The organism is Cupriavidus sp. 01T418 (genome assembly GCF_056398885.1).
Genome location: NZ_JBFTQG010000057.1, coordinates 17,607 through 43,778 on the forward strand (window position 1 = coordinate 17,607; position 26,172 = coordinate 43,778).

The 26,172-nt window shown below is 62.1% G+C and carries 21 protein-coding genes and 3 pseudogenes; 19 read left to right on the forward strand and 5 right to left on the reverse strand.

Annotated features, from left to right (window positions below):
• The first annotated feature begins 4 nt into the window (after positions 1-4).
• The 8 genes and pseudogenes from AC1DQ3_RS32425 to AC1DQ3_RS32460 all read left to right on the forward strand — a co-directional run.
• Positions 5-604 carry an SAM-dependent methyltransferase gene (locus AC1DQ3_RS32425; RefSeq protein ID WP_477124207.1) on the forward strand — a complete coding sequence of 200 codons (600 nt, stop codon included), beginning with the start codon at positions 5-7 and terminating at the stop codon, positions 602-604.
• Positions 601-1,350, forward strand: a complete 750-nt coding sequence (locus AC1DQ3_RS32430; RefSeq protein WP_477124208.1) for a glycosyltransferase family 2 protein — start codon at positions 601-603, stop codon at positions 1,348-1,350. The genes AC1DQ3_RS32425 and AC1DQ3_RS32430 overlap by 4 nt, the downstream gene beginning before the upstream one ends.
• On the forward strand, positions 1,334-2,065 hold the full coding sequence (locus tag AC1DQ3_RS32435; RefSeq protein ID WP_477124227.1) for a PIG-L deacetylase family protein: 732 nt from the start codon (positions 1,334-1,336) through the stop codon (positions 2,063-2,065). The genes AC1DQ3_RS32430 and AC1DQ3_RS32435 overlap by 17 nt, the downstream gene beginning before the upstream one ends.
• Positions 2,066-2,111: 46 nt before the next feature.
• The gene (locus AC1DQ3_RS32440; protein WP_477124209.1) at positions 2,112-2,291 is read left to right on the forward strand and encodes a CsbD family protein; all 180 of its coding nucleotides are present in this window, start codon (positions 2,112-2,114) and stop codon (positions 2,289-2,291) included.
• Between the two features lie 203 nt (positions 2,292-2,494).
• Entirely contained in the window at positions 2,495-3,790 is a 1,296-nt protein-coding gene (locus tag AC1DQ3_RS32445; RefSeq protein ID WP_477124210.1) for an NRAMP family divalent metal transporter, read from the forward strand.
• Between the two features lie 114 nt (positions 3,791-3,904).
• Entirely contained in the window at positions 3,905-5,296 is a 1,392-nt protein-coding gene (locus tag AC1DQ3_RS32450; protein WP_477124211.1) for a carbohydrate porin, read from the forward strand.
• A 426-nt stretch (positions 5,297-5,722) separates the two neighbouring features.
• Positions 5,723-6,082: pseudogene (locus AC1DQ3_RS32455) on the forward strand (IS110 family transposase); the annotation flags it as partial.
• Positions 5,997-6,320 (forward strand): annotated as a pseudogene (locus AC1DQ3_RS32460) (hypothetical protein); the annotation flags it as partial. The pseudogenes AC1DQ3_RS32455 and AC1DQ3_RS32460, both read left to right, overlap by 86 nt.
• 617 nt (positions 6,321-6,937) lie before the next feature.
• Here AC1DQ3_RS32460 and AC1DQ3_RS32465 read toward each other — a convergent pair.
• Entirely contained in the window at positions 6,938-8,146 is a 1,209-nt protein-coding gene (locus AC1DQ3_RS32465) for a hybrid sensor histidine kinase/response regulator (protein ID WP_477124212.1), read from the reverse strand.
• Positions 8,147-8,789: 643 nt separating this feature from the next.
• On the opposite strand from AC1DQ3_RS32465, the gene AC1DQ3_RS32470 reads away from it, so the two are divergent.
• Positions 8,790-9,377, forward strand: coding sequence for a response regulator (locus AC1DQ3_RS32470; RefSeq protein ID WP_477124213.1), 588 nt, complete (start codon positions 8,790-8,792; stop codon positions 9,375-9,377).
• Here AC1DQ3_RS32470 and AC1DQ3_RS32475 read toward each other — a convergent pair.
• Complete coding sequence (locus AC1DQ3_RS32475) at positions 9,331-9,492, reverse strand: hypothetical protein (protein WP_477124229.1); 162 nt, start codon at positions 9,490-9,492, stop codon at positions 9,331-9,333. The two genes, AC1DQ3_RS32470 and AC1DQ3_RS32475, sit on opposite strands and share 47 nt — an antisense overlap.
• Before the next feature lie 38 nt (positions 9,493-9,530).
• Positions 9,531-10,673 carry a flavodoxin family protein gene (locus AC1DQ3_RS32480; RefSeq protein WP_477124214.1) on the reverse strand — a complete coding sequence of 381 codons (1,143 nt, stop codon included), beginning with the start codon at positions 10,671-10,673 and terminating at the stop codon, positions 9,531-9,533.
• Positions 10,674-10,926: 253 nt separating this feature from the next.
• Here AC1DQ3_RS32480 and AC1DQ3_RS32485 point away from each other — a divergent pair, with 253 nt between their 5' ends.
• Both AC1DQ3_RS32485 and AC1DQ3_RS32490 read left to right on the forward strand, forming a co-directional pair.
• A complete protein-coding gene (locus tag AC1DQ3_RS32485; protein WP_477124215.1) occupies positions 10,927-11,577 on the forward strand; it encodes a DUF421 domain-containing protein in 651 nt (216 codons plus the stop codon).
• Positions 11,574-11,912 (forward strand): hypothetical protein, encoded by a 339-nt coding sequence (locus tag AC1DQ3_RS32490; protein WP_477124216.1) that lies wholly within the window; start codon positions 11,574-11,576, stop codon positions 11,910-11,912. Before AC1DQ3_RS32485 ends, AC1DQ3_RS32490 begins: the two co-directional genes overlap by 4 nt.
• Before the next feature lie 143 nt (positions 11,913-12,055).
• Here AC1DQ3_RS32490 and AC1DQ3_RS32495 read toward each other — a convergent pair.
• Both AC1DQ3_RS32495 and AC1DQ3_RS32500 read right to left on the reverse strand, forming a co-directional pair.
• Positions 12,056-14,063, reverse strand: a pseudogene (locus AC1DQ3_RS32495) (error-prone DNA polymerase); the annotation flags it as partial.
• The gene (locus AC1DQ3_RS32500; protein WP_477124230.1) at positions 14,050-14,283 is read right to left on the reverse strand and encodes a hypothetical protein; all 234 of its coding nucleotides are present in this window, start codon (positions 14,281-14,283) and stop codon (positions 14,050-14,052) included. The gene AC1DQ3_RS32500 and the pseudogene AC1DQ3_RS32495, both read right to left, overlap by 14 nt.
• Positions 14,284-14,627: 344 nt before the next feature.
• Between AC1DQ3_RS32500 and AC1DQ3_RS32505 the strand changes: the two genes are divergently transcribed.
• From AC1DQ3_RS32505 to AC1DQ3_RS32540, 8 genes are all read left to right on the forward strand, one after another.
• Entirely contained in the window at positions 14,628-15,776 is a 1,149-nt protein-coding gene (locus AC1DQ3_RS32505) for an SDR family oxidoreductase (RefSeq protein ID WP_477124217.1), read from the forward strand.
• Between the two features lie 685 nt (positions 15,777-16,461).
• On the forward strand, positions 16,462-17,352 hold the full coding sequence (locus AC1DQ3_RS32510; protein ID WP_477124218.1) for an ATP-binding protein: 891 nt from the start codon (positions 16,462-16,464) through the stop codon (positions 17,350-17,352).
• 209 nt (positions 17,353-17,561) lie between these two features.
• On the forward strand, positions 17,562-18,824 hold the full coding sequence (locus AC1DQ3_RS32515; RefSeq protein ID WP_477124219.1) for a site-specific integrase: 1,263 nt from the start codon (positions 17,562-17,564) through the stop codon (positions 18,822-18,824).
• Positions 18,764-20,245 carry a site-specific integrase gene (locus AC1DQ3_RS32520; RefSeq protein WP_477124220.1) on the forward strand — a complete coding sequence of 494 codons (1,482 nt, stop codon included), beginning with the start codon at positions 18,764-18,766 and terminating at the stop codon, positions 20,243-20,245. Before AC1DQ3_RS32515 ends, AC1DQ3_RS32520 begins: the two co-directional genes overlap by 61 nt.
• Positions 20,246-21,052: 807 nt before the next feature.
• A complete protein-coding gene (locus tag AC1DQ3_RS32525) occupies positions 21,053-22,495 on the forward strand; it encodes an FAD-binding oxidoreductase (RefSeq protein WP_477124221.1) in 1,443 nt (480 codons plus the stop codon).
• A 51-nt stretch (positions 22,496-22,546) separates the two neighbouring features.
• Positions 22,547-23,908 (forward strand): aminotransferase class III-fold pyridoxal phosphate-dependent enzyme, encoded by a 1,362-nt coding sequence (locus AC1DQ3_RS32530; protein ID WP_477124222.1) that lies wholly within the window; start codon positions 22,547-22,549, stop codon positions 23,906-23,908.
• A gap of 12 nt (positions 23,909-23,920) precedes the next feature.
• Positions 23,921-24,649, forward strand: a complete 729-nt coding sequence (locus tag AC1DQ3_RS32535) for a haloacid dehalogenase type II (protein ID WP_477124223.1) — start codon at positions 23,921-23,923, stop codon at positions 24,647-24,649.
• An 87-nt stretch (positions 24,650-24,736) separates the two neighbouring features.
• Positions 24,737-26,172: NAD-dependent succinate-semialdehyde dehydrogenase (locus tag AC1DQ3_RS32540; protein WP_477124224.1), on the forward strand; the 1,436-nt coding region annotated here is incomplete at its 3' end.

Below are 26,172 nucleotides of genomic sequence, written 5' to 3' on the forward strand. Positions count from 1 at the left end.
GGCAATGCCTGCACCTGTCCCGGTCGATTTCGATGCCATGTTTGAGCAGGAGGATCCTTGGGGCCTTGCAACGCTGTGGTACGAAGCCCGCAAGCGCGACGTACTGCTCGCCGCGTTGCCGGATGCACGCTATGGCCGTGCCTTTGAAGCCGGCTGCGCTACCGGCATCCTGACCGAAATGCTGGCGGCACGCGCCGATGCGTTGCTTGCGATGGACGTCGCGCCGCGCGCCGTGGCACGCGCCCGCGCTCGCCTCGACGGGCAGCCGCAGGTTGAGGTGCGTGCAGGCAAGCTTCCCGCAGACTGGCCGGAAGGCAGCTTCGACTTGGTGGTGCTGAGCGAGCTGGGCTATTTCTTTGCGCTCGAAGACTGGGCAGCCATCGCGGAGCGAGCGGCCCAGTCGATCGGCACGCGCGGGACGATCGTCGCCTGCCACTGGCTGCGGCGATTCGAGCAGCGCCGGCTCTCTACGCGCTCCGTGCATGCTGCGATTGCCCGGCAGCCCGGGCTGCATCGGCATGTCCGCCATCTGGAACCTGACTTCCTGCTCGAAGTCTGGTCGCGCGATCCCCGCGCATTACGGCAACGGGAACAGACGTTATGATCGGCGTGGTGGTCCCGGTACACAACGAGGAAGCTTGCCTGGAGGCTTGTCTGATCGCGCTGACCGTAGCCTCTGCCCATCCCATGCTCGGCGGCGAGCCCGTCGTCGTGGTGCTGGTGCTGGATGACTGCAGCGATCGCTCGGCCGCCATCGCCAACCGGCATGCCACCCGGCATCGCCCCAACGGCGAGCTCACTTGCCTGACGGTCGCGGCGCGCAACGTCGGCAAGGCGCGTCATGCGGGAGCCGAACACCTGCTGGCGCGAGACGCGCGCTGGCTTGCCTTCACTGACGCGGATACACGCGTGGCTCCTGACTGGCTTGTGGCGCAACTCGCCTTGCGTGCCGATGCCGTGTGCGGCCTCGTCACCGTCGATGACTGGAGCCTGCACCCGCCGCATGTGCCGGATCGCTTCTTCGCCCAGTACCGGCGGCAGGACGATCATCGGCACGTTCACGGGGCCAACCTGGGTGTCTGCTCCCAGGCCTATCGACGAGCCGGCGGGTTTCCCCCGCAAACCGCCCATGAAGACGTCGCCCTGGTGCAGCAGTTGATGGCCATCGATGCCCACATCGTCTGGAGCAGCCACCCGCAGGTCATCACCAGTGCCCGCGCCCGAGGCCGCTTGCGCGGCGGATTCGCCGATCACCTCACCATGCTGGCCGCCGCTGCGGATCATCCTGGCCTTCGCCAGACATCTTGCGCCGCCGACACCGGGGACGACACAAATGCGGAAGTTGCTTGATCGCGTCGTCGTGGTCTCGCCCCACCTGGACGATGCCGTTTTCAGCTGTGGCTGCCTGCTGGCGGCTGCGCATCGGCCGGTGGTCGTCACGATCCTGGCAGGCGTGCCGGACTCGGCGAGCCCGCTGCAGGAATGGGATCGAAGAGCTGGCTTCGGCAGCGGCCCCGAAGCGGTGTGGGCGCGCCGCGAGGAAGATCTGCGCGGTCTGTACATACTGGGTGCCACGGCGCATTGGCTGGACTTTCTCGACGGGCAATACGGCGTGCAATACGCGCCCGCCGATCTGGCTTATGCGGTGGCGGAATGGCTGGCAAGCAATAAAGGGGGTACCGTGGTAGTGCCGATGGGCCTATTCCACAGCGACCACGTCCTGGTCAGCGACGCCTGCATGCTGGCGCGGCAACTTGTCGATAGGAAAGGCAGCGCGCGATGGCGTTGGCTCATCTATGAGGAAGCGATCCATCGCCGCCATCCAGGCGCGCTGCAGCAGCGGCTCGAAGCATGGCACACGGAGGGCCGGTTCGCGGCTCCCGCGTTGCCTGGCTTCACGCAATTCCTTGGCCAGAAAATGCAGGCCGCAAGCGCATACAAAAGCCAGACGCCACTGTTTGATCCGGCGTCCCTGGCCGATATTGGAACCCCTGAACGCTACTGGAAGCTCGACCAAGCCGCTGCTGACACATCGGTCTCGACAACGCGGCACGGAACTTGCTGAGCCAATGCGGGCCGAATCGATCGGCCTGCAGCCTCGGAGGCAAACCATGAACAAGAGTCAGATCAAGGGTGTCGGAGAGAAGGTCAAGGGCAAGATCAACGAGGTCGTGGGCAAGGTTAAGGGCGACAGGGTACAGGCAGTAAAAGGCCAGTTGCAGCAGGGGGCAGGCGAAGCCCAGAAACAAGCCGGGGACGCGAAGGAGCAGGTAAAAAAGAACAATCCGTGAAGTATCTTCGTTAAAGATTGCCATATGTTGCACCTGGCCTGATTTCAACTACCACGCGGATGTGCGCAATTCGACACCGGCTGCGGAGGGCTGTTATCGCTTAAAGGAAGAGCAATACTGTTCGGCCGCCCTCGGGCGGCTTTCATCTCTTAGATTGGTCGCGACTGTCTTTCGGCGAGGGTGCCTCGAGCAGCGGAGTTCGAATGGAAACCGATTTTACTCCTGCGCCCGTACCGGGCGCTCAGCCCAGTCCCTGGCTCGAGAAACTGGGGCCCGGCATCGTAACGGGCGCCGCCGATGACGATCCGAGTGGCATCGCCACGTACTCGCAGGCAGGTGCCGCTTTCGGCTTTAACATTCTCTGGACGGTCCTGTTTACTTATCCATTGATGGTCGCCATCCAGATCATCAGCGCGAGAATCGGTCGGGTTAGCGGCCACGGCCTTGCGACGAATATCCGTCGCCACTATCCGTTATGGCTTCTCTACGGCGCCGTCGTCCTCCTGCTTGTGGCCAATACCATTAATATTGCCGCCGATCTGACGGCCATGGGTGCGGCCATCAACCTGGTTGTGGGCGGCCCGACGCGCCTCTATACCGTTGGACTTGCCTTGTTTTCACTCGTGCTGCAGGTGTTCGTTCCCTACAAAAGCTACGTGCGGATACTCAAGTGGCTAACACTTGCGTTGTTTGCCTATGTAGGCGTCGTGTTTGCCGTCAGGATTCCCTGGACAACCGTCGCGATCCGGACGGTGTTCCCACATCCGTCCTGGAGCAGTGTCTATCTCACCACCATCGTCGCCGTGTTCGGGACGACCATCAGCCCCTATCTGTTCTTCTGGCAAGCCTCACAAGAGGTGGAGGAACTCCAGGCAGCGCCCGGCCAGCACGCACTGAGCAAGGCGCCTTGGCAGGCGTTGGCGAATCTCAGGCGCATTGGTTCTGATACGCGGATCGGCATGGCGTTTTCGAACCTCATCGCGTTCTTCATTATCCTTGCCACCGCCGTGACGCTCCATGAACACAACATCACCGATATCCAGACGTCGTCGGAGGCGGCGGCAGCGCTTAAACCGATCGCAGGGGAGTTCGCATTTCTGCTATTTAGCCTGGGCATCATCGGGACAGGACTGCTCGCATTGCCGGTGCTCGCCGGCTCTGCGGCTTATGCAATGGCCGGCGCCTTCCGGTGGAAAAACAGCCTTGAACTGGAACCGCGCCTTGCCAAGCGATTCTACGGAACTATCGTGTTTGCCACCGTGGTGGGCCTCGGACTGGGCTTTACATCGATCGACCCGATCAAGGCGCTGTTCTGGAGCGCTGTCATCAATGGCGTGACCTCGGTTCCGATCATGGTACTCCTGATGAAAATGGCCGCGCGCGTGGACGTGATGGGAAAACTCACCATTTCGGGCAGTCTGCGAGTCGTAGGCTGGCTTGCGACCGGAGCAATGGGCGCTGCGGTATTGGCAATGTTCATATTGCCAATGCTCAGTTGAATCACGGCAGGCTGGCCGACTCAGGCGCACCCGAGCATGGTACGGGATGCTAAGATGATTTTAACCGGGGCTCATTTGCTGGCGTAGACGTACCGCGAGAAGGTCATTGGTATCATGCTCAAATATCTGCGTCGCCGACGGATCTTTCCCATCGCGGTGGTTTTACTCGCGGCCCTCTCAATGCCCCGTCATGCAGCGGCGGAAGATGATATTGACGCCACATCGAGCCTGGAGGCCATAGCGCCGGCCAGCGATAGTGAAATCTCAAAACCCGAGGAGAGGTTTTCAGTACACGGCCAGACCACCTATGTTTGGCAGTACAAACCAGCATTTTCCGCCGCATATTCCGGTGCCAAGAGCCTGTTGCCAGTAGCCGAACACGGCTATTCCTGGACCGCCACGCTGAGCGTGGGCATGCGTCTGTGGCACGGCGCCACCGTGTACCTGGACCCCGAACTGATTCAGGGAGTGGCCTTTTCCGGATCGCAAGGTCTAGGCGGGCTCGCTAACGCTGAACTGGCCAAAGCGGCAGTTGCCAGCCCGACCATTTACAGGGCCAGGCTCTTCCTTCGGCAGGAGATCGGCCTGGCTGGAACAACTGAGACTGTGGATTCTGGACTCCATCAGTTGGCAGGCCAGCGGAGCAGTCGCCGGATAGTCCTGACGGTTGGAAACTTTTCAGTGTTGGATGTTTTCAACAGCCTAGAATACGCTCACGAGCCCAGAAGCGAATATCTCAATACCGCCTTCGCCTCGCATGCTTCATTCGATTATCCGGCCGACTCCCGAGGCTACACCTGGGGCGCATCCGTTGAGTACATTGACGGCGATTGGGCTATACGAGCTGGACGATTCCTGCAACCTCATGAGCCAAACGGCTTGCAGCTCGATACCCGCTTCTTTGAACATTACGGTGACATGCTTGAGGTGGAGCGTGGCTACAAGCTATATGGCAATGCGGGTAAGCTGCGCCTGCTGGTTTGGCGCAACCACGCTCACATGGGTTCGTTTGTTGATGCCCTCAGAGCTGCCGGGGGTGGCGCTCCGGACGTGGCGCAAGTGCGCCGCGAGCATGCCAAGGTTGGCCTGGGTATCAGTCTGGAACAGAAAGTTGGCGAATCTCTGGGACTCTTTGCGCGGGCCGATTGGGCCGACGACAAAACCGAAAGCTACGCTTTCACAGAGGTAGGCAGGAGTGCTTCCGTTGGAGCCATCCTGCGGGGCTTGGGCTGGCACCGGGCCACTGATGCCGTGGGCGTTGCGATAGCCGCCAACGGGCTTTCGGGGGACCATCGAGCCTATCTGGCTGCTGGCGGCCTGGGCGGGTTTCTAGGGGACGGAACCCTCAGGTACGGGGCAGAACAAGTGTTCGAAGTCTTCTATAGCGCAAGAGCCTCGCCGCATCTTTTCATCAGTCCGGATTTCCAGTACATCCGACACCCCGGCTATAACAAGGATCGCGGCCCCGCACGATTCTACGGTGTCCGAGTTCATGTCCAATTCTAGACCAGTCGCAACGGAGCCGATCAAGGAAGCAGAGACAATCGGAGCGGCGCCCTCACGTCAAATTTTGCCCCTCCTCTTTGCCAAACTAGACATGCTGTTGGATCAGGGCTCGGACGATGGGATAGATCGATAGATCTCATTACGCCAGTGTAGCCCCGAAAACGGATCGTATGACCACATCGAGGTACCCTAGCCTGCCGCTTGTGGCATGGATGGCGTACCTGGGAAAAGTTGGGGGACACCAAGCCCGATAATCGAACGAGGCCATCGCGCGCGTCCTCTACGGACCTCGCACGACCTGCGATATTGCAACTGCTTGATCCGCAAGAATTTTTAGGACCAAACCGCCAGAATTTACTGGGATGGACCCGACGCCTCCCTTCGGGGGACACTGAGGGCCTCAAACCGGACGTCTGGAGGTTCAGCATGGAAATCGATATGCTCGGCATTGATCTCGCGAAGCAGGTTTTCCAACTCCACGGAGCCGATCGCCGCGGGCGAGCAACACACCGGGGGAAGGTCTCCCGCGGTTCGCTGTTCGAATCCGTGCGCATCCTAACGCCCAGGATGGTCGTGATGGAGGCGTGCAGCACCGCCCACCATTGGGCACGGCGTTTTCAGTCGCTGGGCATCGAAGTCCGGCTGATCAGCCCGCAATATGGCGCCCCGTTCGTCAAGACGAACAAGAATGACCGCAATGATGCGGAGGCAATCGTCGAAGCCGCGAGTCGGCCGGCCATGCGCTTCGTCACGGTCAAATCGGTCGAACGGCAGGATATCCAGGCGGCGCACCGTCAATCGCGCTCAGGTGCTGCAGAAGTTCCGTGAGCAGCGTCTGGCAAAACGCAGTCAGTTCGTCGCCGCTCACGCGCAGCAGCTCCGGAATCGCGCGCTTGAAGGCTTCCGGCGATCGGGCAATGGCATGGCGCGCGACCGTACCGCGCTGATCAATCAGATGCGCGGCCTGTACTCGTCCGGAGGCAAATCACGCCTGCAGGGCATCAGCCGGCGCGGCGACACATACTTGCGCACGTTGTTGATTCACGGTGCACGAGCGGTGCTCAGATACATGAAAAGCAAGACTGACGCCCCCAGTATCTGGCTGCAGCAGTTGATCGCGCGACGCGGGTACAACTGCACCGCGGTCGCGCTGGCCAACAAGAATGCACGCATCATTCAAGCACTACTCAGCAGCGACGCAAGCTACCTTCCGCGAGGCACGCCCGTATAGACGAACAGAACAACTCTGAAGGAGAGTACTACCCACCTTGGTTTGCGAAGCTTCTCAAAAGCGATGACGAAATAGGTTGAGCCAGCACCCTGAATCCTGTTTTTTGTGCCGTTCGGCGAGCCGTGAATTTGCTAAGGACGAGGTGCGCGGGTCTCATCGAGGCTGCGGGCGTGCTTCGGCTATCGCCCAAGTGCAAGCCGGATACATGCATGCAGACCGTTTCGACATCACGAACAAGAAGCTTGCAAAAGGCGTCGGGTCCATACATGCACGAAAGGTGCGACTACCCCGGCCAGCCCGCGAATTAGTCAGTAGTTCAGCAAGGACGGCGTAGTCCACCGGCTTGACGAGATGGGCGTTGAAACCAGCTTCGCGGGATTTCTCCCGATCATCATGGCGGCCCCATCCGGTCATTGCCACCACACCATGTGCTTACCCCAGGGCATTGCGCGAATTTGCCGAGCAGCCTCGTAACCACTAACAACCGGTAGATCGATATCGAGCAGGGCGACGTCCGGTCGGAGCGAGGCCGCACTTTCGACCGCGTCACCACCATCAAATGCGGTGAATACCTGATGACCGGCCAGCTTGAGCAATACGCCGAGAGATTCTGCCGAATCCCGGTTATCATCAACAATGAGAATGCGGCGTGGCGCGGGACCTTTTCGCTCGCCATCGGCCGGCACTGCCGACTGTCGTGGTGTCGCAGCCGAGAGCGGAAGGCGCACAGTAAACTCGCTACCCTGACCGACGCCAGAACTGCAAGCTTTTACCGTTCCACCATGCAGTTCCACCAGGCTTTTCACCAGTGTCAGGCCAAGACCAAGGCCGCCCTGCGCGTGTTTCCCAGCCGAATCCACCTGAATGAATCTGTCGAAGATGGGCAGCAGCATGTCACTGGCGATGCCAATGCCGGTGTCACGCACCCGGATAACGGCATCTCCACCTTCCCGCTTCAGCGTGAGCCGAATCCGGCCACCCTGGGCCGTGAACTTGCAATCATTGTCTAAGAGGTTGGCGACGACTTCCACCAGTCGTGCGGCGTCTCCATCCAGATACAGTGGCGTCGCTGGCACGTTGACGACGAGTTTGTGTTTCGCTTGCTCGATAGCGGGGCGACTGGCTTCGAGCGCATGCTGTACCACCGATGCCAAATCGACCAGTTCTTTGCGCAGCGCGATCTTGCCTCGGCTGATACGGTGCACGTCTAGCAAGTCGTCGACGAGGCGGACGATCTGCCCGATTTGACGCTGCATCATCTCGGTGATTGGTTTCACCTTTTGCTCGTCGCCGCCCACTTGGCGCAGAATGTCCACCGCGCTTCGGAGCGGCGCAAGAGGATTGCGTAGTTCATGGCCCAGTTGCGCGAGGAATTCGCTTTTGCAGCGGTCAGCCTCCGAGAGTGCTTTTACGGCACGCTCACGCTCGGCGATTTCCGTTTGCAAGTGCGTGTTGGCCATGCGGATTTGGTATGCGGCTGCGGCAAAGCGTGCAAAACTTTCGAGCAGCCGCTTATCTTCACGATCGAATTTGCGGGTCTGATCATGCGTGACTACCCAGACAGTGCCGACGGCTTGGCCTTCGATGTGGAAGGGCGCCAGCAGTCCTTCCACCAGCATCGGACGAACATCCGCGAACTGGGCATAGTAGCGATGGGATAGGTGAATAGCAACACAGTGTCGCGATCGACAACGGTGCCGCAGGGACCATTGTCGCGTGGCGTGGTCGTGTGCCAGACTAGCGGCGCCCATTGCCCCGCGACAGCGTACCAGCGGAAGTGGTCCCCTCTTGCGCTCAATTGCCCTGCGGGGCCGGCTTCCTCCAACAGGCTGATCCCCGCGGAATGGTCTTTGCATAAGTTCAGTGCGATGTCCACGAGCTTTTGCAGAACATTGGCCGACGAATGGGTCAACTCCTGCATCAAGACCAGCAGCGCTGCATTTTCGGCTTGGAAATCGGGCGGCGCGACGCCCGTGTATTTAAGTCCCCGGTACACAACACCGATTCAAGTGGCACACGCGCGCTGCCAGCACTGAATATGTCCACGAGGCAACTCCTTTCGATGCGTATCTTCGGCCACTAGGACGGACGAACCGGCGCAACCGTTGCGGGTCAGCGCCAGGGAACGACTGTCGTGAGAGCCTCGCAGCACACGCCTGGCTGACCGATCTCGACGGACCGCACTTGCCTTCCGCGTCCCGCCACCGAGCAGCGTTGGGCCCGGGCATAGAGCTTGCTGTGGTAACTGTTTGGGGCCGAGACATGAAAGTACTGATTGCGGACGACGATCGAGCTGCGCGTGAAGCGCTTGGCGCGTTAGCACAGTGCTATGGGCACGAAGTGTTTTTCTGCGCGGACGGAATGGAAGTCATAACCGCTGTTGCATGGGTCTGGCCTGATCTGATCATTCTCGATATCGATATGCCCGGAATGGACGGGATCTCTGCGGCTCGGCGCTTGGGTGGGCTATATCCATCCGCCAGATGGTGCCTCATTGCCTATACTGGCAAAACTCACCAGCACAGCGCGAAGCTACAATCGCAGCGGGCTTTACCGAGCATTTCTGCAAGGGACGCGAGTTGGCAAAGCTCAAGCATATCCTGGAAGGTGGTGCGAGCGCGGGCAGCGCATCTTAGGACCGGGCTGCAGTTACTGCGGCAGGGGTGCGCGGTTCGTGGGCTGACTTCTCGCCCGGCCACGCGCCACTTGCGCCGACGCCTGCCGCGTGGCGTTCGAGGCCGTGACAGTAGCATTGTCCCAATTGCTTTGGGCAACGTCGATCGCATGTTTGGCCGTTGCCGCGTCAGCCCGCACCCTGGCGCCCGCCAAACTCGCCCGGCTCCCCTCTGACCTCGTCATATTCATAGACCCCATAGGCACTCACATAATGGTTGCGCGTGTCGGCTTCGGGCACTGCGCGCTCATGCCATGGCTGAGCGCGCCAGTTGTCTCTGCGATCCATCATCGTCCCTTGCCCCGGCTCATTGGTCAGTTTGCATTCTGCTACTTCTGCCGGGGTGGCACCAGGCCTTGGTCGGGCGCGCGCAAGTCGCCTGCGCGCAGCTGCCGCACCGCGCAGGCCAGCGCGCGCGCCACGTTGTCGACCTCACCCTGCACGCCGAGATCCTCGTCCAGCGCGACGTGGCTGGTGGCATAGGGCTCGTAGTAGCCGATATACCGGTCCAGCCGCGCCTGCGGGCCCGCATCGATCAGTCCCATCCAGTCCAGCCAGTCGGACAGTGCGCGGCGCACGCCCTCGATGCCGGCCACGTCGCCGTGCACCACCAACCCGTAGGCACGCCCGGACAAGTGCTTGGGATAGTCCCACCCTGACAGCTCGATCGCCTTGGCGCGCACCACGTCCTTGCCGTGCGTGCTGGTGGGATCGGGATTGCCGCCATCGGCACAAACCAGCCGGTCCATCATCAGCTTCAGCGGGCTGGCGGCCTGGTACCAGTACACCGGTGTGACGATCAGCACCCCGTGACAGGCAGTCCAGCGCGGATAGATTTCGTTCATCCAGTCGTTGACCTGGCCCAGCGCAGGGTTGGGATAGCAGCTGCATGGCCAGTGGCACAGCGGCATCGCCGTCGATACACACCCCTTGCAAGGATGGATGTGCAAGTCGGCATCCGATGTAAGGTGGCTCAGGTCGAGCAGATCGACCTCGATGCCCTCCGCCTCCAGCCATTCGCGCGCTCGCCCGGCCAGGCGCCAGGATTTCGACATTTCCCCCGGGCAGGTGTAGTCGTTGCGCGCAGAGGCACAGACCAGCAGCACGCGCGATGGCAAGGCGGGATCGGCCTGGCGCTGCTGGGCGATGTGCACCGCCTCACTAGCGGCGCGCCATTCGTCAGAGAGGTCGTAGCCGGGGTCGGCATAGCCAAGTCCGGCCTTGTGCGTCTGGGGCGCCTTGCGGCCTTCGTGGTAGGCGTCCCAGGCAATGCGCTCGAGGCGGTCCAGCGCCTCGTCTTCCTGCCGGTAGGCGGGGTCGGTGAAGCGCGCGAGAAAGCGCTGGCGGAAGGTGTCGCGCGGCAGCGGGCTGGTCACCTGGCCCTTGCGCACATCGTTAGGGTTGCCGGGATGGCTCGGCGCACGTGGCGCATCCTGCGAGGGCCGGAGTGGCTTGGGCAACTGCTCGGGCATGGCGGTCTCCATTCAGGTTATGGGGAGCAGACATGCAAGATGAGCGCCATCGCCGCGCCCCCCGCGCCCAAGGCGCGCGCCCACGCAGCTTTTACGGGCCCGGTCCGGCGCTGCACGTAGATTTTTCCCCGCATTCCTGCGCGAGTGCGTCGTTTGTGGCGCGCGAATGAGACATGTACCGCAGCACGACCAGCGCCGTCAGCCTGGCACGGAACCTGCGACCCCACTCAGAAAATCGACTGCGGACTCCAACATGGACAGCATGGAAGTGATCGCCGATGTGATGCGCAGGCTTGTCGGCGAAGGCGACAACCTGGCCTGGTGGCAAGGCGCCGTGCGTGCCGCCATCATCTTCGCCGGCACCTGGGCGATGTTGCGGCTGGCCGGAAGGCGGGCCTTTGCGCAGAAAACGTCGTTCGACCTATGTATCGTGCTGCTGCTGGGCGCGGTGCTTTCGCGCGCTGTGGTCGGGGCGACTTCGTTCGGGGTGGCATTTGCCGCGGCGCTGGCGTTGGTGTTGCTGCACCGGGCCGTGGGCTGGCTGTCGAGCCGCTATCCGGCATTCGACCGCGCCACCGGCGGCGACGCGCTGGATCTGATGCGCGAGGGCGAACTGGACCGCGAACGCGTGCGCCGCGCGATGCTGACCCAAGATGACCTCAAGGCCAACCTGCGCGCGACGCTGCAGACGGACAGCTTCTTTCCGGGCACGCGCAACGCGGGTGCGCGGAGCCGCGGCCGACTGGGCGCTGGCGCGCGTCTGCCACTATCACGAACTGGCGCGGCGCGGGGAAGGCAAGCGCAACCCGCGCGCATGAATTGCCGGAGCGCCAAAACGGCGCGCTGGCCATCCCGAGGCCCATGGGGCCCGATCGACGTAGTCTTGCAACGGAGACCACTATGAAACGCACCCTCGCTACCACGGCACTGGTCGTCGGCACCGCGCTGTGCCTGCCAGCCCTTGCCCAGCAAGCGCCGGCCTCGCCGACCGCACCGAACCCCAGCGCGCCGCCGATCGAAGGCGCCGGCGCCTCGCGCAACCAGCCAGCCGCCAGCGACATGAGCCCCTCGGGCCCGGGCGCCACGGACACCATGAAGAAGCCCAAGTCCGGCTCGGACAAGGCCTCGAACACTGCGCGCAGCAAGAAGCCACGCGAGCAAGGCGCGCCACATGCGCCGACGGCCGACGCGCCAAGCGGCCCGAAGGGCGATTCGCCAGATCCGGTGCCCAAGCAGTAGACGGGTCATGACACGGGAATGGCCGCGCGCGGAATCCCGCGGGTCCGATGCCTGAGGGACGGCGGCTTTGACCTGCCGGCGGGGGTCAGTTACTTTTGGCGATGCTGCGTCCGGCTAAGGCAGCCGAGGCTGCCGGCTGCGCGTCAGGCAACTGCGCGAACGGGGTCCTGTTTCCGGCGCGACCAGCTCGTGCGTGATTGCCTTGGTCGAGGCGAAGGCAAACGGCACCGCGCCGCCAAAGAGAGGTCCCCCGCATCGCGAATGCCAAGCACCGCGGTCCCTGGCCGCTGCCGCACCGTGACGATGCCGGCGCCGCGCGCCAGTTGGCGACCGGCTCGTCGGTGCGCGGCGAGTTGCGCGCGGAGCAGCGCGAGCGGGTGCCGGTTCAGCGTCAGTCCCATCGACCGGTAATCCCCCACGATTTCCTCGCCCTCGCTCGGCGGTGCGAGTACGGGCGGTTCCTCCACCAGGTCTGCGGAACGCAACAAGTCCTTGTCGGGCACGGCAACGGAGGCCTGCCACAGGGCCTGTCGTCGGTTTCCCGTGAGGACGCGCAGGGCATTCCCAGCGGCCAGCCCCTGGATGTCGTGCCGGTGCGCGGCGGGCCAGATCCGCGGCGCTCGTGAATGCGCGCACCGAGCGTGCGTCTTCGATGCGCAGAGCCGCTTCTTGCCGCATGCCGCGCAGCAGGGACAGGCCAAGGTGGACCGCCGGAGGCTTGCGCTCGCGCGTCTCCAGCGCCGAATCCCAGCAACTGACGGTGATGTCCGCTGGCAGGACCTCGACGCCATGCCGCTTGGCATCCTGCACGAGTTGAGAGGGGCTGTAGAAGCCCATGGGTTGGCTGTTGAGCATGGCGCAGAGGAAAGCCGCTGGCTCATGGCGTTTGAGCCAGGCACTGGCGTAGACCAGTAGTGCAAAGCTGGCCGAGTGGCTTTCCGGGAAGCCATATTCCCCGAAACCCTGGATCTGACGAAAAATGCTCTCCGCGAACTCGCGCTCGTAGCCGCGCTCGAGCATGCCGGAGATGATGCGGTCGTAATAGCGCTCCAGTCCGCCCTTGCGCTTCCAGGCCGCCATGGCGCGGCGCAGCTGGTCGGCCTCGCCAGCCGAGAAGCCGGCCGCGAGCATGGCCACCTGCATCACCTGTTCCTGAAAGATCGGCACGCCGAGCGTGCGCGACAGCGCCTTTTCCATTTCCGGACTGGGGTAGGTGACGGGTTCCTTGCCCTGCCGGCGGCGCAAGTAGGGGTGCACCATGCCGCCTTGCACCGGGCCCGGGCGCACGATGGCCACCTCGACGACCAGGTCATAGAAGGTGCGTGGCTGCAGCCGGGGCAGCATGGACATCTGCGCACGCGATTCAACTTGGAACACCCCCACGCTGTCGGCATGGCAGAGCATCTCGTAGGTCTCAGGATCCTCGGCGGGGATGTCCTGCAGCTCGAATACCTCGCCGCGTTGCTCCGATACGAGATCCAGCGCGCGGTGAATGGCGGAGAGCATGCCCAGTGCCAGCACGTCGACCTTGAGCAAGCCCACGGCATCGAGATCGTCCTTGTCCCACTGGATCACGCTCCGGTTTGGCATGGCGGCGTTCTCGATCGGCACGAGGCGCGACAGCTTGCCTCTGGAAAGCACAAAACCACCCGAGTGCTGGGACAGATGGCGCGGGAAGCCCAGTAGCTGCGTGGCCATATTGGCCCAGCGCTGCGCCAATTCGCTTTCCGTATCCACACCGCTCTCGGCAAAACGTTTGAGCAAATCGGCTTTGGAGTCGAACCAGTGATGTGCCTTGGCGACCAGGTCAACGATGGCCGGATCGACGCCCAAGGCCTTGCCAGATTCGCGCAGGGCGCTGCGCGGGCGGTAGGTTGCCACAGCCGCGGCGAGGGCCGCCCGCGTGCGGCCATACTTGCGGTAGAGGTACTGGATGACTTCCTCGCGACGCTGGTGCTCGAAATCCACGTCGATATCGGGCGGCTCGGCGCGCTCCTTGGAGATGAAGCGCTCGAACAGCAGGTTGCCGCGCGCCGGATCCACCTCGGTGACGCCGAGGCAGTAGCAGACGGCCGAATTAGCCGCCGAGCCGCGGCCCTGGCAGAGGATGCCGCTGGAGCGGGCAAAGCGCACGATGTCATGTACGGTCAGCCTCGAGATCCTGCTCGAATGCCACCGCCCAGCAGTTGCCTCTGCCGCCAGCGTACAACAGAGATACGCCAGTCTCGGGCCGTAGGATGCTGACCATGCGTATGCCGCTCTCGTCCCGGCGATCCAGCACCTGGAAATCTGCCGCGATGAATCCGTATCGCCGGCAGGCGTTGGCAAAGGCTTCACGCTCCGCAGCAGGAAAAGTCTCCAGGTTTGTCATAAAAATGCCTCCACACATCCATCCCGCCTATCCAGCCATTTTCTGGACGGCGGGACTCAGTTGTTGCGTCTTCCCGGTATCAGAATATTCGGCCCACGGAGCCACCGGCCTCAGCGGAGTTCCCGCAAGGAGGACAGCGTGACTGGACCAGAGGGACCCGGCAGTGCCGGATTCGACATGCGCAGTAGGCATGCGTCGTGAGTCAACAGCGTCGATACACGGTTCCAGGCGCAGAGCGGGAATCTCTATTCCGAACGGGCATAACAAATAGTCCGTCGAACGCGCTTCCGCCGACTTTGGCCTGCGGATAGTCTTCAAGGCGTACCCCTTGTCGAAACCGACAGTTGGCAAACACGAGTTTGCGGAAGGGGAAGAGTAACGACGACGTGGAGCTTATGATGGGCGTGCGAAACAAAGTGGTGGTGGCAGGAGCGAGCGGATTGATCGGCGTTGCCGCCATCGAGTCCTTTCTGAATGCGGGCTGGGACGTGGTCGGTATTTCCCGACGCAAACCGGTGCTTCCGAGCGGTCGGGACTTCGAGTTCGTCTCGGTTGACCTGCGCGACGAGAAGGCTTCGAATGAAGTGCTTTCGGGTCTAGCGGGCGTCACTCACGTTGCCTATGCGGCGATCTATGAGAATGCCAAAGACCTTGTGGGGGGCTGGTCGAATGCTGAGCAAATTGAAGTCAACAATGCGATGCTTCGCCACGTGGTGGAGCCCCTTGTCGCCGGGAAGTCGAGTCTCAAGCATGTGTCGATCCTGCAAGGCACGAAGGCGTATGGCGTCCATCTTCATCCGATCGCCGTGCCGGCGCGGGAGAGCGATCCTCGCGACGATCATGCGAATTTCTTCTTCGACCAGCAGGACTATGTCCGCGACGCAGGTGCGAAGCACGGGTTCACCTATACTGTACTGCGTCCGCAATTAGTGACGGGGAAGACGCCTGGTGCTCTGAACGTGCTGCCAGCAATCGGCGTGTATGCGGCGATTCGGCGCGAGAAGGGCGAGCCGTTCAGCTTCCCCGGAGGCCCGGCCTTCGTATGGGAGATGGCAGATGCAGACCTAGTGGGCAAAGTGATGGCGTGGGCCGCACAAGTCCCGCAGGCGGCAAATGAGATCTTCAACGTAACCAATGGAGATGTGTTCGCTTGGCGACATGTCTGGCCCGCGCTGGCCAAGACGCTTGGCGTTGCAACGGGTCCTGATGAGCCGATGAGCGTGGCTCAGTACATTCGGGACAACGCTGACGTCTGGGCGAAAATCGTGGCCAAGCACGGTCTGGCAAGCGGGGATCTTGGGGCCTTCGTTGGTCAGGGCGACCAGCACGCGGACTTTGCGTTCGCCTATGGTGCCTCGGCCGGTCCGGTGGCCTTCGTCAGCACCATCAAGCTGCGCAAGGCGGGCTTTGGCGAGGTGATTGACACCCGGGACGCGTTCAGCGACGCGCTGCAGTTCTTCATCGACCAGAAGCTACTGCCACCCCCGGTCTGATATCGGGTCGCCTGCTGCGCCACGCAGTGCCTTCCAGAGCCAGAGCCAGGGCGCGGGAACGGGAGTATCGGAGGGGTACCGGCGTCGGTGCCCCCTTTAGATCTTGGCGTTTATCGCGCACGATAGCGGATGCCCGGCGATACCGATCCGTGATTGGTCTCGCGACGCGGCGTGCGTCTACGACGGTCACGAAGTCTGTATCCGGAATGATTCCTGAGTTCCTTCGAACATCTATCGGCCAGCCTGGCCCGATTCAGCGGTGCGCGCACTTGATTTGCACGCAACTCCTGGTCACAGCAGTTGCTGCCTGATTCAGCCGCCGCAAACGCCACAGGCACTCGCCTTGGCCAGCTGGGGCGTGCCGCCCGAATGTCTGCTGTGGAACCAGCATACTGTGCATTTATACAGTGATCACGCCTGAAATGAAATGTGTTTATAGAGGCGCGCAGACACAATTGTCAATCAGGAACACTCCCAAAGATCTCGGAGAGCAGGTCCTGCTCGAAGTCTGCCCGTTTCTGACTTGACTTCTTGAGGCAAGCCGGCCCCCGTCGCTGTCGTTCATTGTTTTGCACCACGGCGGGTCGGCAAGACGTTCTTCCTGGACCAGGATCTCACTCCTGTATCCCGAAAAGCGCGGTTCGTTCCCGTTTATGCGGATCTCTGGCTGAATCAAGCTGCGCCATTGGCGGCAATCAACCATGCGCTGGAAGAAGCGCTGGATGATCTCACTGTGCCCACGACCCGCGCCGGAAAGATCGGGAAAACACCCGTCAAGAAAATTGGGATGCTCAGCGCCAGTGTTGAGTTGGGCGAAGAGCCCACCAGGCGCAAGCTGCCCGACGATCCTGCACTCCGGTTTGACACGCTGGTCGCGCGACTGGCGTCGCAATCTGGCCATACGATTCTGTTGATGTTGGACGAAGTGCAAGTGCTGGCGGAGCTAGCCGACGGTCGATCGGCCATCGCTACGATCCGAGCGGTACTACAGAAGCGCAAGCGAGACGTTCTCGCGGTTTTCACGGGTTCCTCGCAAGAGGCCTTGGCAGCGATGACGGTCGCTTCCGGCGGACCGATGTATCAATTTGCGCAGTTGCTCGATTTTCCCACACTGGGTATCGAGTACCCCAAGGCCCTGGCCAAACACTTTGCATCAGTGCACACCGACAAGACCCTTGATGTCGACGATCTTGTGAAAGCATTCGAGTATCTCGGCCACAAGCCAGCATTGATGAAGGACCTGGTGAAATGGATGTCGGCCGAGGGCGTGATGGACGTGCAGTTCGCCTTGAATCGCTTCGTTCAAGACGGACGACTTATCGCGGGCTGGGAAGGTCTGCTTGCAAGCCTACAGCCATTTGAACAGGTATTGCTGAGCGTCATCGCGAAGGGTCACGCACCGTTCGCGAAGGGCACGATTACATTGCTCAACAAAGACCCACGATTCACCGCTTCGGTGTCGAAGGTCCGTGCCGCGCTGGAACGCCTGCGCAAGTCCGGTGTTCTGGCCAAGACGGCAGGTCGCGGCTACCTCATAGATGACACGTTGTTCGCCGAGTTTCTGAAACGGCATTAAAGGGTTGGGGTTGCTTAACCGAGCAATCCAGCAGGGGATCGTTTCGCACGTGATTGACGCAAGATAGGCGGATGGCTCGCGCCCAGAATAGCATTGTTAAATACTATAACTATTTAACATAACTATCATTGTGCGTTCTGTTGGTATGTTCTGAAGTGTTGCGTGTGGGACGGCACGGAGACTTCAGATACCGCAACGGAAAAGTGCTTTTGTGGTATCTTTCGCCGTTGCGTTTTGTTGTGGGTTTAGGTTTTATGTTCGTTCAGGTCAGCGCCGCCGCCGTGCCGCGGGCGCTCCGGGGGGTTGCGCTGGTCGACAGCAACCACATGCCCAGGTACTGGGCCGCGGTCTGGCTGGTCATCGCGGGTGCGCAATGGGCAACGTCCACGCAGACCATGCGGCTGCGGTACATCGAGAACCTGTATGAGCATGCGGATCGGTCATTCAAGGCGAATGCGCTGGATGACGCGCTATCCGACCTTGACGATGCCCGGCTTGCGGACATTCTCGAGTCGTGGTTCGTGAGTCTGCGTAATCAGCCTGTTGCCACTCGCAGCAATGAGGACCGGTGGCAGACCGGACTGGCATTCGTGACATCGGTGATCACATGGCTGTCGAAGTCGGCGGACGCGAAGATGCGACAGATCGAGGCGCGCATCCACCGACTATCAACGCTTTACCGCCAGCTTCACATTCGCCAAGGTGCCCGCAGCGAGACCGTTCGGTCGTTGCCCTCCAGCGTGGTCGAGAATCTCTATCAGATCCTGGATCCGGAATCGGATGCCAATCCCTTCCAGCGCGCGCACACCCGCTGGCGGGTCTTCATCGCATTCGTGCTGACGCTGCATCAGGGTCTGCGCCGCGGCGAACTCTTGCTGCTGCCAGCAGACGCCATCAAGAGCAGCTATGACCGCGAACTTGGCCGGACAAGGTACTGGCTGAACGTCCGGCAAAACGAGTATGAAGAAGTTGGCAGCGACAGCCGTTACTCGAAACCCAGCATCAAAACGCGCCATTCGGTCAGGCAAATTCCCGTCAGCGACGCAACGGCGAGCCTGGTGCAGATCTATTGCGAAAATTACCGGGGCCGGCCTTCCCATTCGTTCATGTTAAACGCCCAGACTGGCGGCCCTCTTTCCACAGAGTCGTTGACGAAGATCTTTACAACGATATCGAAAGCGTTGCCTACGGATGTGCTGCGGGAACTGCACGACCGCACCGGAAAGAAGTCGGTCACCTGCCACGACCTCCGGCACACCAGCGCCGTATTGCGGCTTCACCAGCTGCTGGAGCGAGGCGACTCGATGCCCGAAGCGCTGCAGAAACTGCGTACATTCTTCGGATGGTCGAAAGAGTCGGACATGCCGTCGCGCTATGCTAGGGCTGTCTTTGAAAGCCGACTCGCGAGCGTATGGAACGACGCATTCGACGATCGTGTGGCCTTGCTGCGCGCGCTGCCGCAGGGACGCTGATCATGCTGGAGGCCTTCCCATCCCGGCTTCGTGGGCAAGCCGAGCCATCGGTGCTCGAAAGCATGGTGGCGTCACTGCCGGAGCTACCGCCCGTTGTACGCTACTACGACGACTTCGACGACCAACTCCGCTCCATCCCGGCAGTCCGTCAGACAGATGTCTTCGGACTTCACATCAATGGTCGGATATTCCGGCTCGACTTTGGCCGGTATCCTGCTGTCTACGGCGCTCTGCAGAAGCATCTACTGGTCTTCCTGTTGGGCGAAGACTTGCATATCTCGACCTGCTTCAATGTATTGATCGCAGCAATGCATCTCGATGTGCATGACGTCGACCGCGTTGTTGCAGCCGGCCCAACCCGCATATCAACGATATGGATGGCGCTGCGCGCCCGTCAGTTGCCGGTTCACGCCTATCGTTTCGTTAAGGCGGTTCTGCGGCTGCTATGCAGACATCGTCAGCACGGGTGGTCCGAGTCCTATCTGACCTATGTCAGCGCTGCCCTGCCCGGCCCCGCGTCGGACTCATATGCCGGTGTGCGGTCGGGCGATGTCTTCCTGAGTGCTGATGAAGAAGCCGTAATCGTTCGCTACCTGGACGAAGCGTCGGACCTCGTGAGGGCCCGAGGCTGGTCAGGCATCGCGCACGACGAGCTTTGCGAGGCTGCGATGGTGCTCTGTTTTTATCAGTTCGCCATGCGCCCAATTCAGGTCGCGATGCTGACGATGCGTGATGTACGGGTCTGGCAGACAGAGCTTCGCGGCGAACCGGCCGTTCACCTCACGTTTCTCATGGTCAAGCAGCGGGGAAGGCTCCGAAAAAGGCCGATGGTCCGTCGTGTGAAACAGGAGTGGGCGGTGCTGTTCACGGCCCTGGTCGCCTATACAGATTTGCAAGGTCGTGACGCAAGCGATCGCGTCTTCGACGTCAGTTCCAATCATGAGGCCGGCTCTCGCATCGCCCGCTGCATGGAACGCCTCATCGGGGACGACGCTTGCGCGATGGACCTTCGTCATACGGCAGCCCAACGCCTCGTTGACGCTGGTGCAAGCCACGAAGAACTCGCCGAGTTCATGGGGCATTCCGATGTACGGACGGGGCTGGTGTACTTTGCGGCATCAGCCTCTCACGCGGAACGGGTCAACCGAGCACTCGGCGCGTCAGATATATACCGGCGGGTGGCAAAGATCGCGCACGATCGGTTCATCTCCCCGGAAGAACTCACCCAGCTCAAGGGAGAGCAGCAGATCGCCGGCGTGCCTCACGGCATCCCGATCGCCGGCATCGGCGGCAACGCGCAAGCCCTCGACGTAGACTTCACCGTCGTGGGTGCTCGCCAGGCTAAGGCCCACTTGAGACCGCCACGCGACTCAGGTCCGCGCGATGAACATCTATCCAATTCCCAGACTACCGCCACCTAGTCCTTCTCAGCATGACCTCGCAGAAGCAGAGTCCCGGATCGGCGTTCGCAGAGCTTCTTCAGGAGGTGCGGGCGTTTAGCCGACACTTGGAACGCCGTGCAACACAGGCAGCGAGACGCGGCAGTTCGACAGCGTACCCGGAGATGCTGTGCACCGTAATCGACGAACATATGCGCACTCGGGTGACACGGGATCGCATCCTGTGCTACGCGGCAGCCGCAGAACTTGGTGTCAGGGTGGATCTTGCCCCGGAGCGCTGCGAGACCATTATGGCGGGAGATGCTGGGCTTCCATTGCGAGTATTGTTCTGGGCAGCCCACCGGCGCATGTGGACCAGGGCCCAAAAGCAACATGAACGAGTACTAACTCGATAGGCGCTTACGGCGCCGCGGTGCACCACCACCGAAAGCTAAAACTCGACCCACGGCGGATGCCTTGGCCTCCATCCGCACCACCGGCAGGGTTGGTACGCAATTCTGCACTTTGCCGGACAAGGCTGAGGGTGGGCAGGAGACGTATCTTCAAATGCACATGCGCGCTCGACCCGGAAGGCAATCGCAAGCATGAGGCGTCCCAGCGACAGCACGATATCCCCGCCCGATTCAGCTCCAGCGACCACGACACCATCGTGCAAAACAAGGGAAAGCTGCCACGTGAATCCCTACTACTCGTACATATCGCACTAAGCGTTCTGGCAATAAGCTTGCGTCATATCGGAATGGGTGCAGCGGCTTGAAATTATGCATTACCGCGACACACCCACACTACTCAACTGATTCGCTACAAGCAAGGCGCCGGAGCGCGAACATGCCGCAAAACCACCTAGACCACTTGAGCACCATCGTCGGCGCAGCCAACCTACTGGCGGGCCAGGATGCCGAGCCCTACGCGACCGACTACCGGCGAGTCTACCGCGGCAAGGCAATGGCGGTTGTTCGGCCGGGTAGCACGGCCGAGGTCAGCGCGGTTATGGCGTACTGCTATGAACAGGGCATCTCCGTAGTGCCACAAGGCGGCAATACTTCACTCCTGGGTGGCAGCGTGCCGGATGACAGTGGCCAGTCGTTGATCCTCAGCCTGTCTCGCCTCAACAATGTGCGCTCCGTGGATGCGGTCAATGCAACCATGGTGCTCGAAGCCGGCGTGACTCTGCACCGGGCGCGCGGCGTCGCGGAGGAGGCAGGAAGTCTGTTCCCGCTGCGCATCGGCTCGGAAGGTAGCTGCCAGATCGGCGGCAACCTCTCTACGAACGCCGGCGGCACGGCGGTGCTTCGCTACGGCAACATGCGTGATCTGGTGCTCGGGCTGGAGGTCGTGCTTCCGAACGGCGAGATCTGGGATGGGCTGCGCGCCTTACGCAAGGATAATGCTGGCTACGACCTCAAGCACCTGTTCATCGGCACCGAAGGCACGCTGGGCATCATAACGGCAGCCGTGCTCAAACTGTTTCCCCGCCCCCGCTCGGTATCCATGGCTTTCCTCGGCGTCCCCGATCCGGCCGCAGCGCTTTCCCTGTTCGGCTACCTCCGCGCGCGCCTCGGCAATGACGTCACCGCCTTCGAACTGATTTCCTCTGATGCGATGGACTTGGTGCTGGCGCATATCGGCAGCCAGGCGTCGCCCTTGCCGGGCACGCACGGCTGGTACGTGCTGGTCGAGTCTTCGTCGACGGCCGACCAGGCGAGCGCGGACGACGCCTTCTGCGCCGCGCTCTCCGACGCCGGCGAACATGGCTGGATCGCCGATGCAGCACTCGCCTCCAGCGATCGCCAGGCTGCCGACTTCTGGCTGATCCGCGAAGAGATTTCCGATGCGCAGACCCAGGCGCGCGGTAGTGTGCGCTGCGATGTCTCCGTGCCGCTGTCGAGCATTCCCGGCTTCATCGCGTCCATCACGCCTGCAGTGCTGAACGAAGCGCCCGGCACCCGCATGATCGTCTACGGGCACATGGGCGACGGCAACGTCCACTTCAACCCGCTGCGCCCGATTCAGACGGAAGCCGAAGCCTACCTGCAAGTCCACGGCGAAGCCATCACGCGCATCATCGACGACGCCGCCACCGCGCTTGCCGGTTCGATCTCGGCCGAGCATGGCGTGGGCGTGGCCAAACGTGACGAACTGCTCACAGTGCGCAGCCGCACTGAGCTCGATCTGGCCTGGAGGGTTAAGCGCGCGCTCGATCCCCGCCACCTGCTCAATCCCGGCAAGGTCCTGCCTACCCTGGACAGCGCCGCCAACACTGCTCCGTAGCCAGCAGGCGCGCCTCGCCCACCGCCCAGTCCTATTCAGAGAAGACCGACCATGTCGAATACACGATCGCTTGTCGAGCAAGACCGCGCCCATTGGGTGCATCCCGTCGCACCGCTTAGGCAACACGAAGCACGCGGTGCACGCATCTGGCAGTCCGCCGAAGGTGTCCACCTGATCGACACCGAAGGCCGCCGCGTACAGGATGCCTTCTCGGGGCTGTGGTGCGTGAATGCCGGTTATGGCCAGGCGTCGCTGGTAGAGGCTGCGACGCGGCAGTTGGAACAATTGCCCTATGCCACCGGCTACTTCCACTTTGCGAGCGAGCCGGCCATACGTCTTGCCACGAGGCTGGCCGAACTGGCGCCGAAAGGCCTGAGCCGGGTACTGTTCGGTCAAGGCGGCTCCGATGCCGTCGATACGGCAATCCGCGTCGTGCGATACTTCTTCAACGTCACCGGCCGCCCCGAGAAGAAGCACTTCATCGGTCTGCAGCGTGGCTACCACGGCAGCTCCACCACTGGCAGCGGCCTGACCGCGCTGCCACTGTTTCATCGCTATTTCGACGTGCCGGCGGCGAACCAGCACCACATTCCCTCGCCGTACCCCTATCGCCATCCGGATGGCCCTGATCCGGCCGCCGTACTCGACAGCACCGTCCGTGCGCTGGAGGCCAAGGTAGAGGAAATCGGCGCGCAACGCGTAGCCGCTTTCATCTGCGAACCCATCCAGGGTTCGGGCGGCGTGATCGTGCCTCCGTCTGGTTTCCTGCGCGCAATGCGGACCACCTGCGACCGCCTCGGCATCCTGCTGATCGTCGACGAGGTCATCACCGGCTTCGGTCGCACGGGCCCTTTGTTCGCCTGCGAGAGCGAAGGCGTGAGCCCCGACATCCTGACGCTCGCCAAGGGTCTGACTTCGGGCTACGCGCCCATGAGTGCCACCCTCATCAGCGAGCAGATGTACAGTGCCATCGCCGACGCAGGCGAGGGTCAGGCCTTCGGCCACGGCCAGACATACTCCGGCCATCCGGTCAGTGCCGCCGTTGCCAACGCCGCGCTCGATCTGTACCTCGACGGCGGCCTGCTCGACAACGGAGTACGGGTCGGCGAGTACTTCCTCAATCAGCTCAAGGCACTCGAAGCGTTGCCCTACGTGGGCGAGGTGCGCGGACGCGGCATGTTGGCGGCCGTCGAACTGGTGACCGATAAAACCTCCAGGCAAAAGCCTTCGAAAGACCATCGACTGGGCGAACGCGTATTGACTCACGCACTCGAGGAAGGCCTGGTATTCCGCGCCTTCTCCGACGACATCCTCGGATTCGCTCCGGCCCTGAACTACACCAAGGCCGACGTGGATACACTGATCCAAATCCTGCGATTCTCCCTCGACAAAGCAGTCGCAGACACTCTCTAACCAGGAGCCACCATGAAACTCAAAGACTTCAAAGTACTGACCTTCGATTGCTACGGCACGCTGATCGACTGGGAGACCGGCATCTTCAATGGCCTGCGGCCGCTGATCGAGAAGGCTGGCATGACCGCCAAGTCGCGTGACGAGATCCTGGAGGTTTACGCCAAGCATGAAGCCGACCAGGAGATCCTGACGCCGGCCCTGGCCTACTCGGTGCTGCTGGGTGTGGTGTACCGCCGCCTGGCCAACACCTGGAACGTGGGCGTGACCGACGAGGAAGCCAACATCTTTGGCGCATCGGTGCATGACTGGCCCGAGTTTCCCGATTCCGTGGAAGCGTTGCGCTACCTCAAGCAGCATTTCAAGCTGGTGATCCTGTCCAATGTCGACCGCGTCTCCTTCCGCGCCAGCAACGCACGACTTGGCGTGGAGTTCGATGCGATCTACAGCGCCCAGGACATCGGCTCGTACAAGCCGAGCCCGCGCAATTTCGAATATATGCTCGCGCGTTTGAGGCAGGATCATGGCCTCGATAAGGCGGACATCCTGCACACCGCGCAGAGCCTGTTCCACGACCACGCGCCTGCCAACGGCTTTGGCCTAGCCTCCGCTTGGATCGATCGCCGCCACGCCGACAAGGGCTGGGGTGCGACCATGCCTCCCCCGGGCACGCCCAAGTATGACTTCCGCTTCGAGAGCATGGCCGCGCTGGTACGTGCGCATCAGGAAGAGCTGAAGGGCTGAAGGGCTTCCCCTCGCGTGCCTGCCGACGGCTCATGCGATCGACAGGCAGCGCCGCGGCGGCCGCTGCCGCCTCACCAGGATTTCGACATGATCAAATTGACGGACCCGGCACTGCTGTGCCAGCAAGCATTTATCGGCGGTGAGTGGGCAAATGCCCGCTCCGGCCAAACACTCGACGTAGTCAACCCCGCCTCCGGCGCCAAGCTGGGTACCATCCCCGACTGCGACGAGCAGGACACCCGCGCAGCCATCGAGGCCGCGAATCGCGCCTTGCCCGCCTGGAGCGCGCTGACCACCCACGAGCGGGCGGCCATGCTACGCAAGTGGCATGACTTGATGCTGGCGCACGTGGACGACCTGGCGCTGCTGATGACCCTGGAACAAGGCAAGCCGCTGGCGGAATCCCGTGGTGAGATCCTGTACGGTGCATCGTTCGTTCAATGGTTTGCCGAGGAAGGTATCCGCGCCTACGGCGAAACCATCCCGGCTACGCAGGCCGGTCGCCGGATCCTGGTACGCAAGGTGCCTGTGGGGGTCTGCGCGGCAATTACGCCCTGGAATTTCCCCAATGCGATGATCACCCGCAAGCTGGCACCGGCACTAGCCGCCGGCTGCACCGTCGTGGTCAAGCCCTCGGAGCTGACGCCCTATTCGGCGCTCGCGCTGGCCGAACTGGGCAAGCGCGCGGGCTTCCCCGCCGGCGTGCTCAACATCGTGACCGGCCTGCCGCAAGCCATCGGCGGCGAACTCACGTCCAATCCCATCGTGCGCAAGCTGACGTTCACCGGCTCGACCCATGTCGGCAAGCTGCTGCTGCGCCAGTGCGCGGACACCGTCAAGCGTGTGAGCATGGAGCTCGGCGGCAATGCGCCGGTGATTGTGTTCGACGACACAGACCTCGACGCGGCCGTGGCCGGCGTGATGGCCAGCAAGTTCCGCAATAGCGGCCAGACCTGCGTCTGCGCCAATCGCATCTACGTGCAGGCCGGCATCTACGATCAGTTCGCCGCGCACCTGGTGGAAGAAGTGAAGAAGCTGCAAGTCGGCGTTGGCACCGAGGCCGGCGTGACCGTCGGCCCGCTGATCAACAAGGCAGCGCTGGACAAGGTGGCGAGCCACGTCAGCGACGCGGTGGCAAAGGGCGCGCAGGTCATGCTGGGTGGCAAATCGACGGAGCGCGGTGAGCAGTTCTTCCAACCAACCGTGGTCGCCGGCGCCACCGACGCGATGCTGGTGGCCAACGAGGAGACCTTCGGTCCGGTGGCGGCACTCTTCCGCTTCGACAGTGAGGCAGAGGTGATCAGCCGCGCCAATGACACGCCGTACGGCCTCGCTGCCTATCTGTTCTCCCGCGACCTGAACCGCGTGTTCCGYGTCGGCGAAGCACTGGAGTACGGCATGGTCGGCATCAATACCGGTGTGATCTCCTCGGCGGTGGCACCATTCGGCGGCGTCAAGGAATCGGGGCTGGGCCGCGAAGGTTCACACCACGGCATCGACGAGTTCCTGGAATCGCAGACCCT

What these genes read in the sequence shown, in the direction of transcription:
- AC1DQ3_RS32435 (WP_477124227.1), top strand. Translation starts at nt 1,334, where the DNA reads ATGCGGAAGTTGCTTGATCGCGTCGTCGTGGTCTCGCCCCACCTGGAC.
- AC1DQ3_RS32525 (WP_477124221.1), top strand. Translation starts at nt 21,053, where the DNA reads ATGCCGCAAAACCACCTAGACCACTTGAGCACCATCGTCGGCGCAGCC.
- AC1DQ3_RS32425 (WP_477124207.1), top strand. Translation starts at nt 5, where the DNA reads ATGCCTGCACCTGTCCCGGTCGATTTCGATGCCATGTTTGAGCAGGAG.
- AC1DQ3_RS32445 (WP_477124210.1), top strand. Translation starts at nt 2,495, where the DNA reads ATGGAAACCGATTTTACTCCTGCGCCCGTACCGGGCGCTCAGCCCAGT.
- AC1DQ3_RS32520 (WP_477124220.1), top strand. Translation starts at nt 18,764, where the DNA reads ATGGAACGACGCATTCGACGATCGTGTGGCCTTGCTGCGCGCGCTGCC.
- AC1DQ3_RS32535 (WP_477124223.1), top strand. Translation starts at nt 23,921, where the DNA reads ATGAAACTCAAAGACTTCAAAGTACTGACCTTCGATTGCTACGGCACG.
- AC1DQ3_RS32475 (WP_477124229.1), bottom strand. Translation starts at nt 9,492, where the DNA reads ATGATGGATCGCAGAGACAACTGGCGCGCTCAGCCATGGCATGAGCGC.
- AC1DQ3_RS32485 (WP_477124215.1), top strand. Translation starts at nt 10,927, where the DNA reads ATGGACAGCATGGAAGTGATCGCCGATGTGATGCGCAGGCTTGTCGGC.
- AC1DQ3_RS32470 (WP_477124213.1), top strand. Translation starts at nt 8,790, where the DNA reads ATGAAAGTACTGATTGCGGACGACGATCGAGCTGCGCGTGAAGCGCTT.
- AC1DQ3_RS32450 (WP_477124211.1), top strand. Translation starts at nt 3,905, where the DNA reads ATGCTCAAATATCTGCGTCGCCGACGGATCTTTCCCATCGCGGTGGTT.
- AC1DQ3_RS32500 (WP_477124230.1), bottom strand. Translation starts at nt 14,283, where the DNA reads ATGACAAACCTGGAGACTTTTCCTGCTGCGGAGCGTGAAGCCTTTGCC.
- AC1DQ3_RS32440 (WP_477124209.1), top strand. Translation starts at nt 2,112, where the DNA reads ATGAACAAGAGTCAGATCAAGGGTGTCGGAGAGAAGGTCAAGGGCAAG.
- AC1DQ3_RS32465 (WP_477124212.1), bottom strand. Translation starts at nt 8,146, where the DNA reads ATGCTGGTGGAAGGACTGCTGGCGCCCTTCCACATCGAAGGCCAAGCC.
- AC1DQ3_RS32480 (WP_477124214.1), bottom strand. Translation starts at nt 10,673, where the DNA reads ATGCCCGAGCAGTTGCCCAAGCCACTCCGGCCCTCGCAGGATGCGCCA.
- AC1DQ3_RS32490 (WP_477124216.1), top strand. Translation starts at nt 11,574, where the DNA reads ATGAAACGCACCCTCGCTACCACGGCACTGGTCGTCGGCACCGCGCTG.
- AC1DQ3_RS32530 (WP_477124222.1), top strand. Translation starts at nt 22,547, where the DNA reads ATGTCGAATACACGATCGCTTGTCGAGCAAGACCGCGCCCATTGGGTG.
- AC1DQ3_RS32430 (WP_477124208.1), top strand. Translation starts at nt 601, where the DNA reads ATGATCGGCGTGGTGGTCCCGGTACACAACGAGGAAGCTTGCCTGGAG.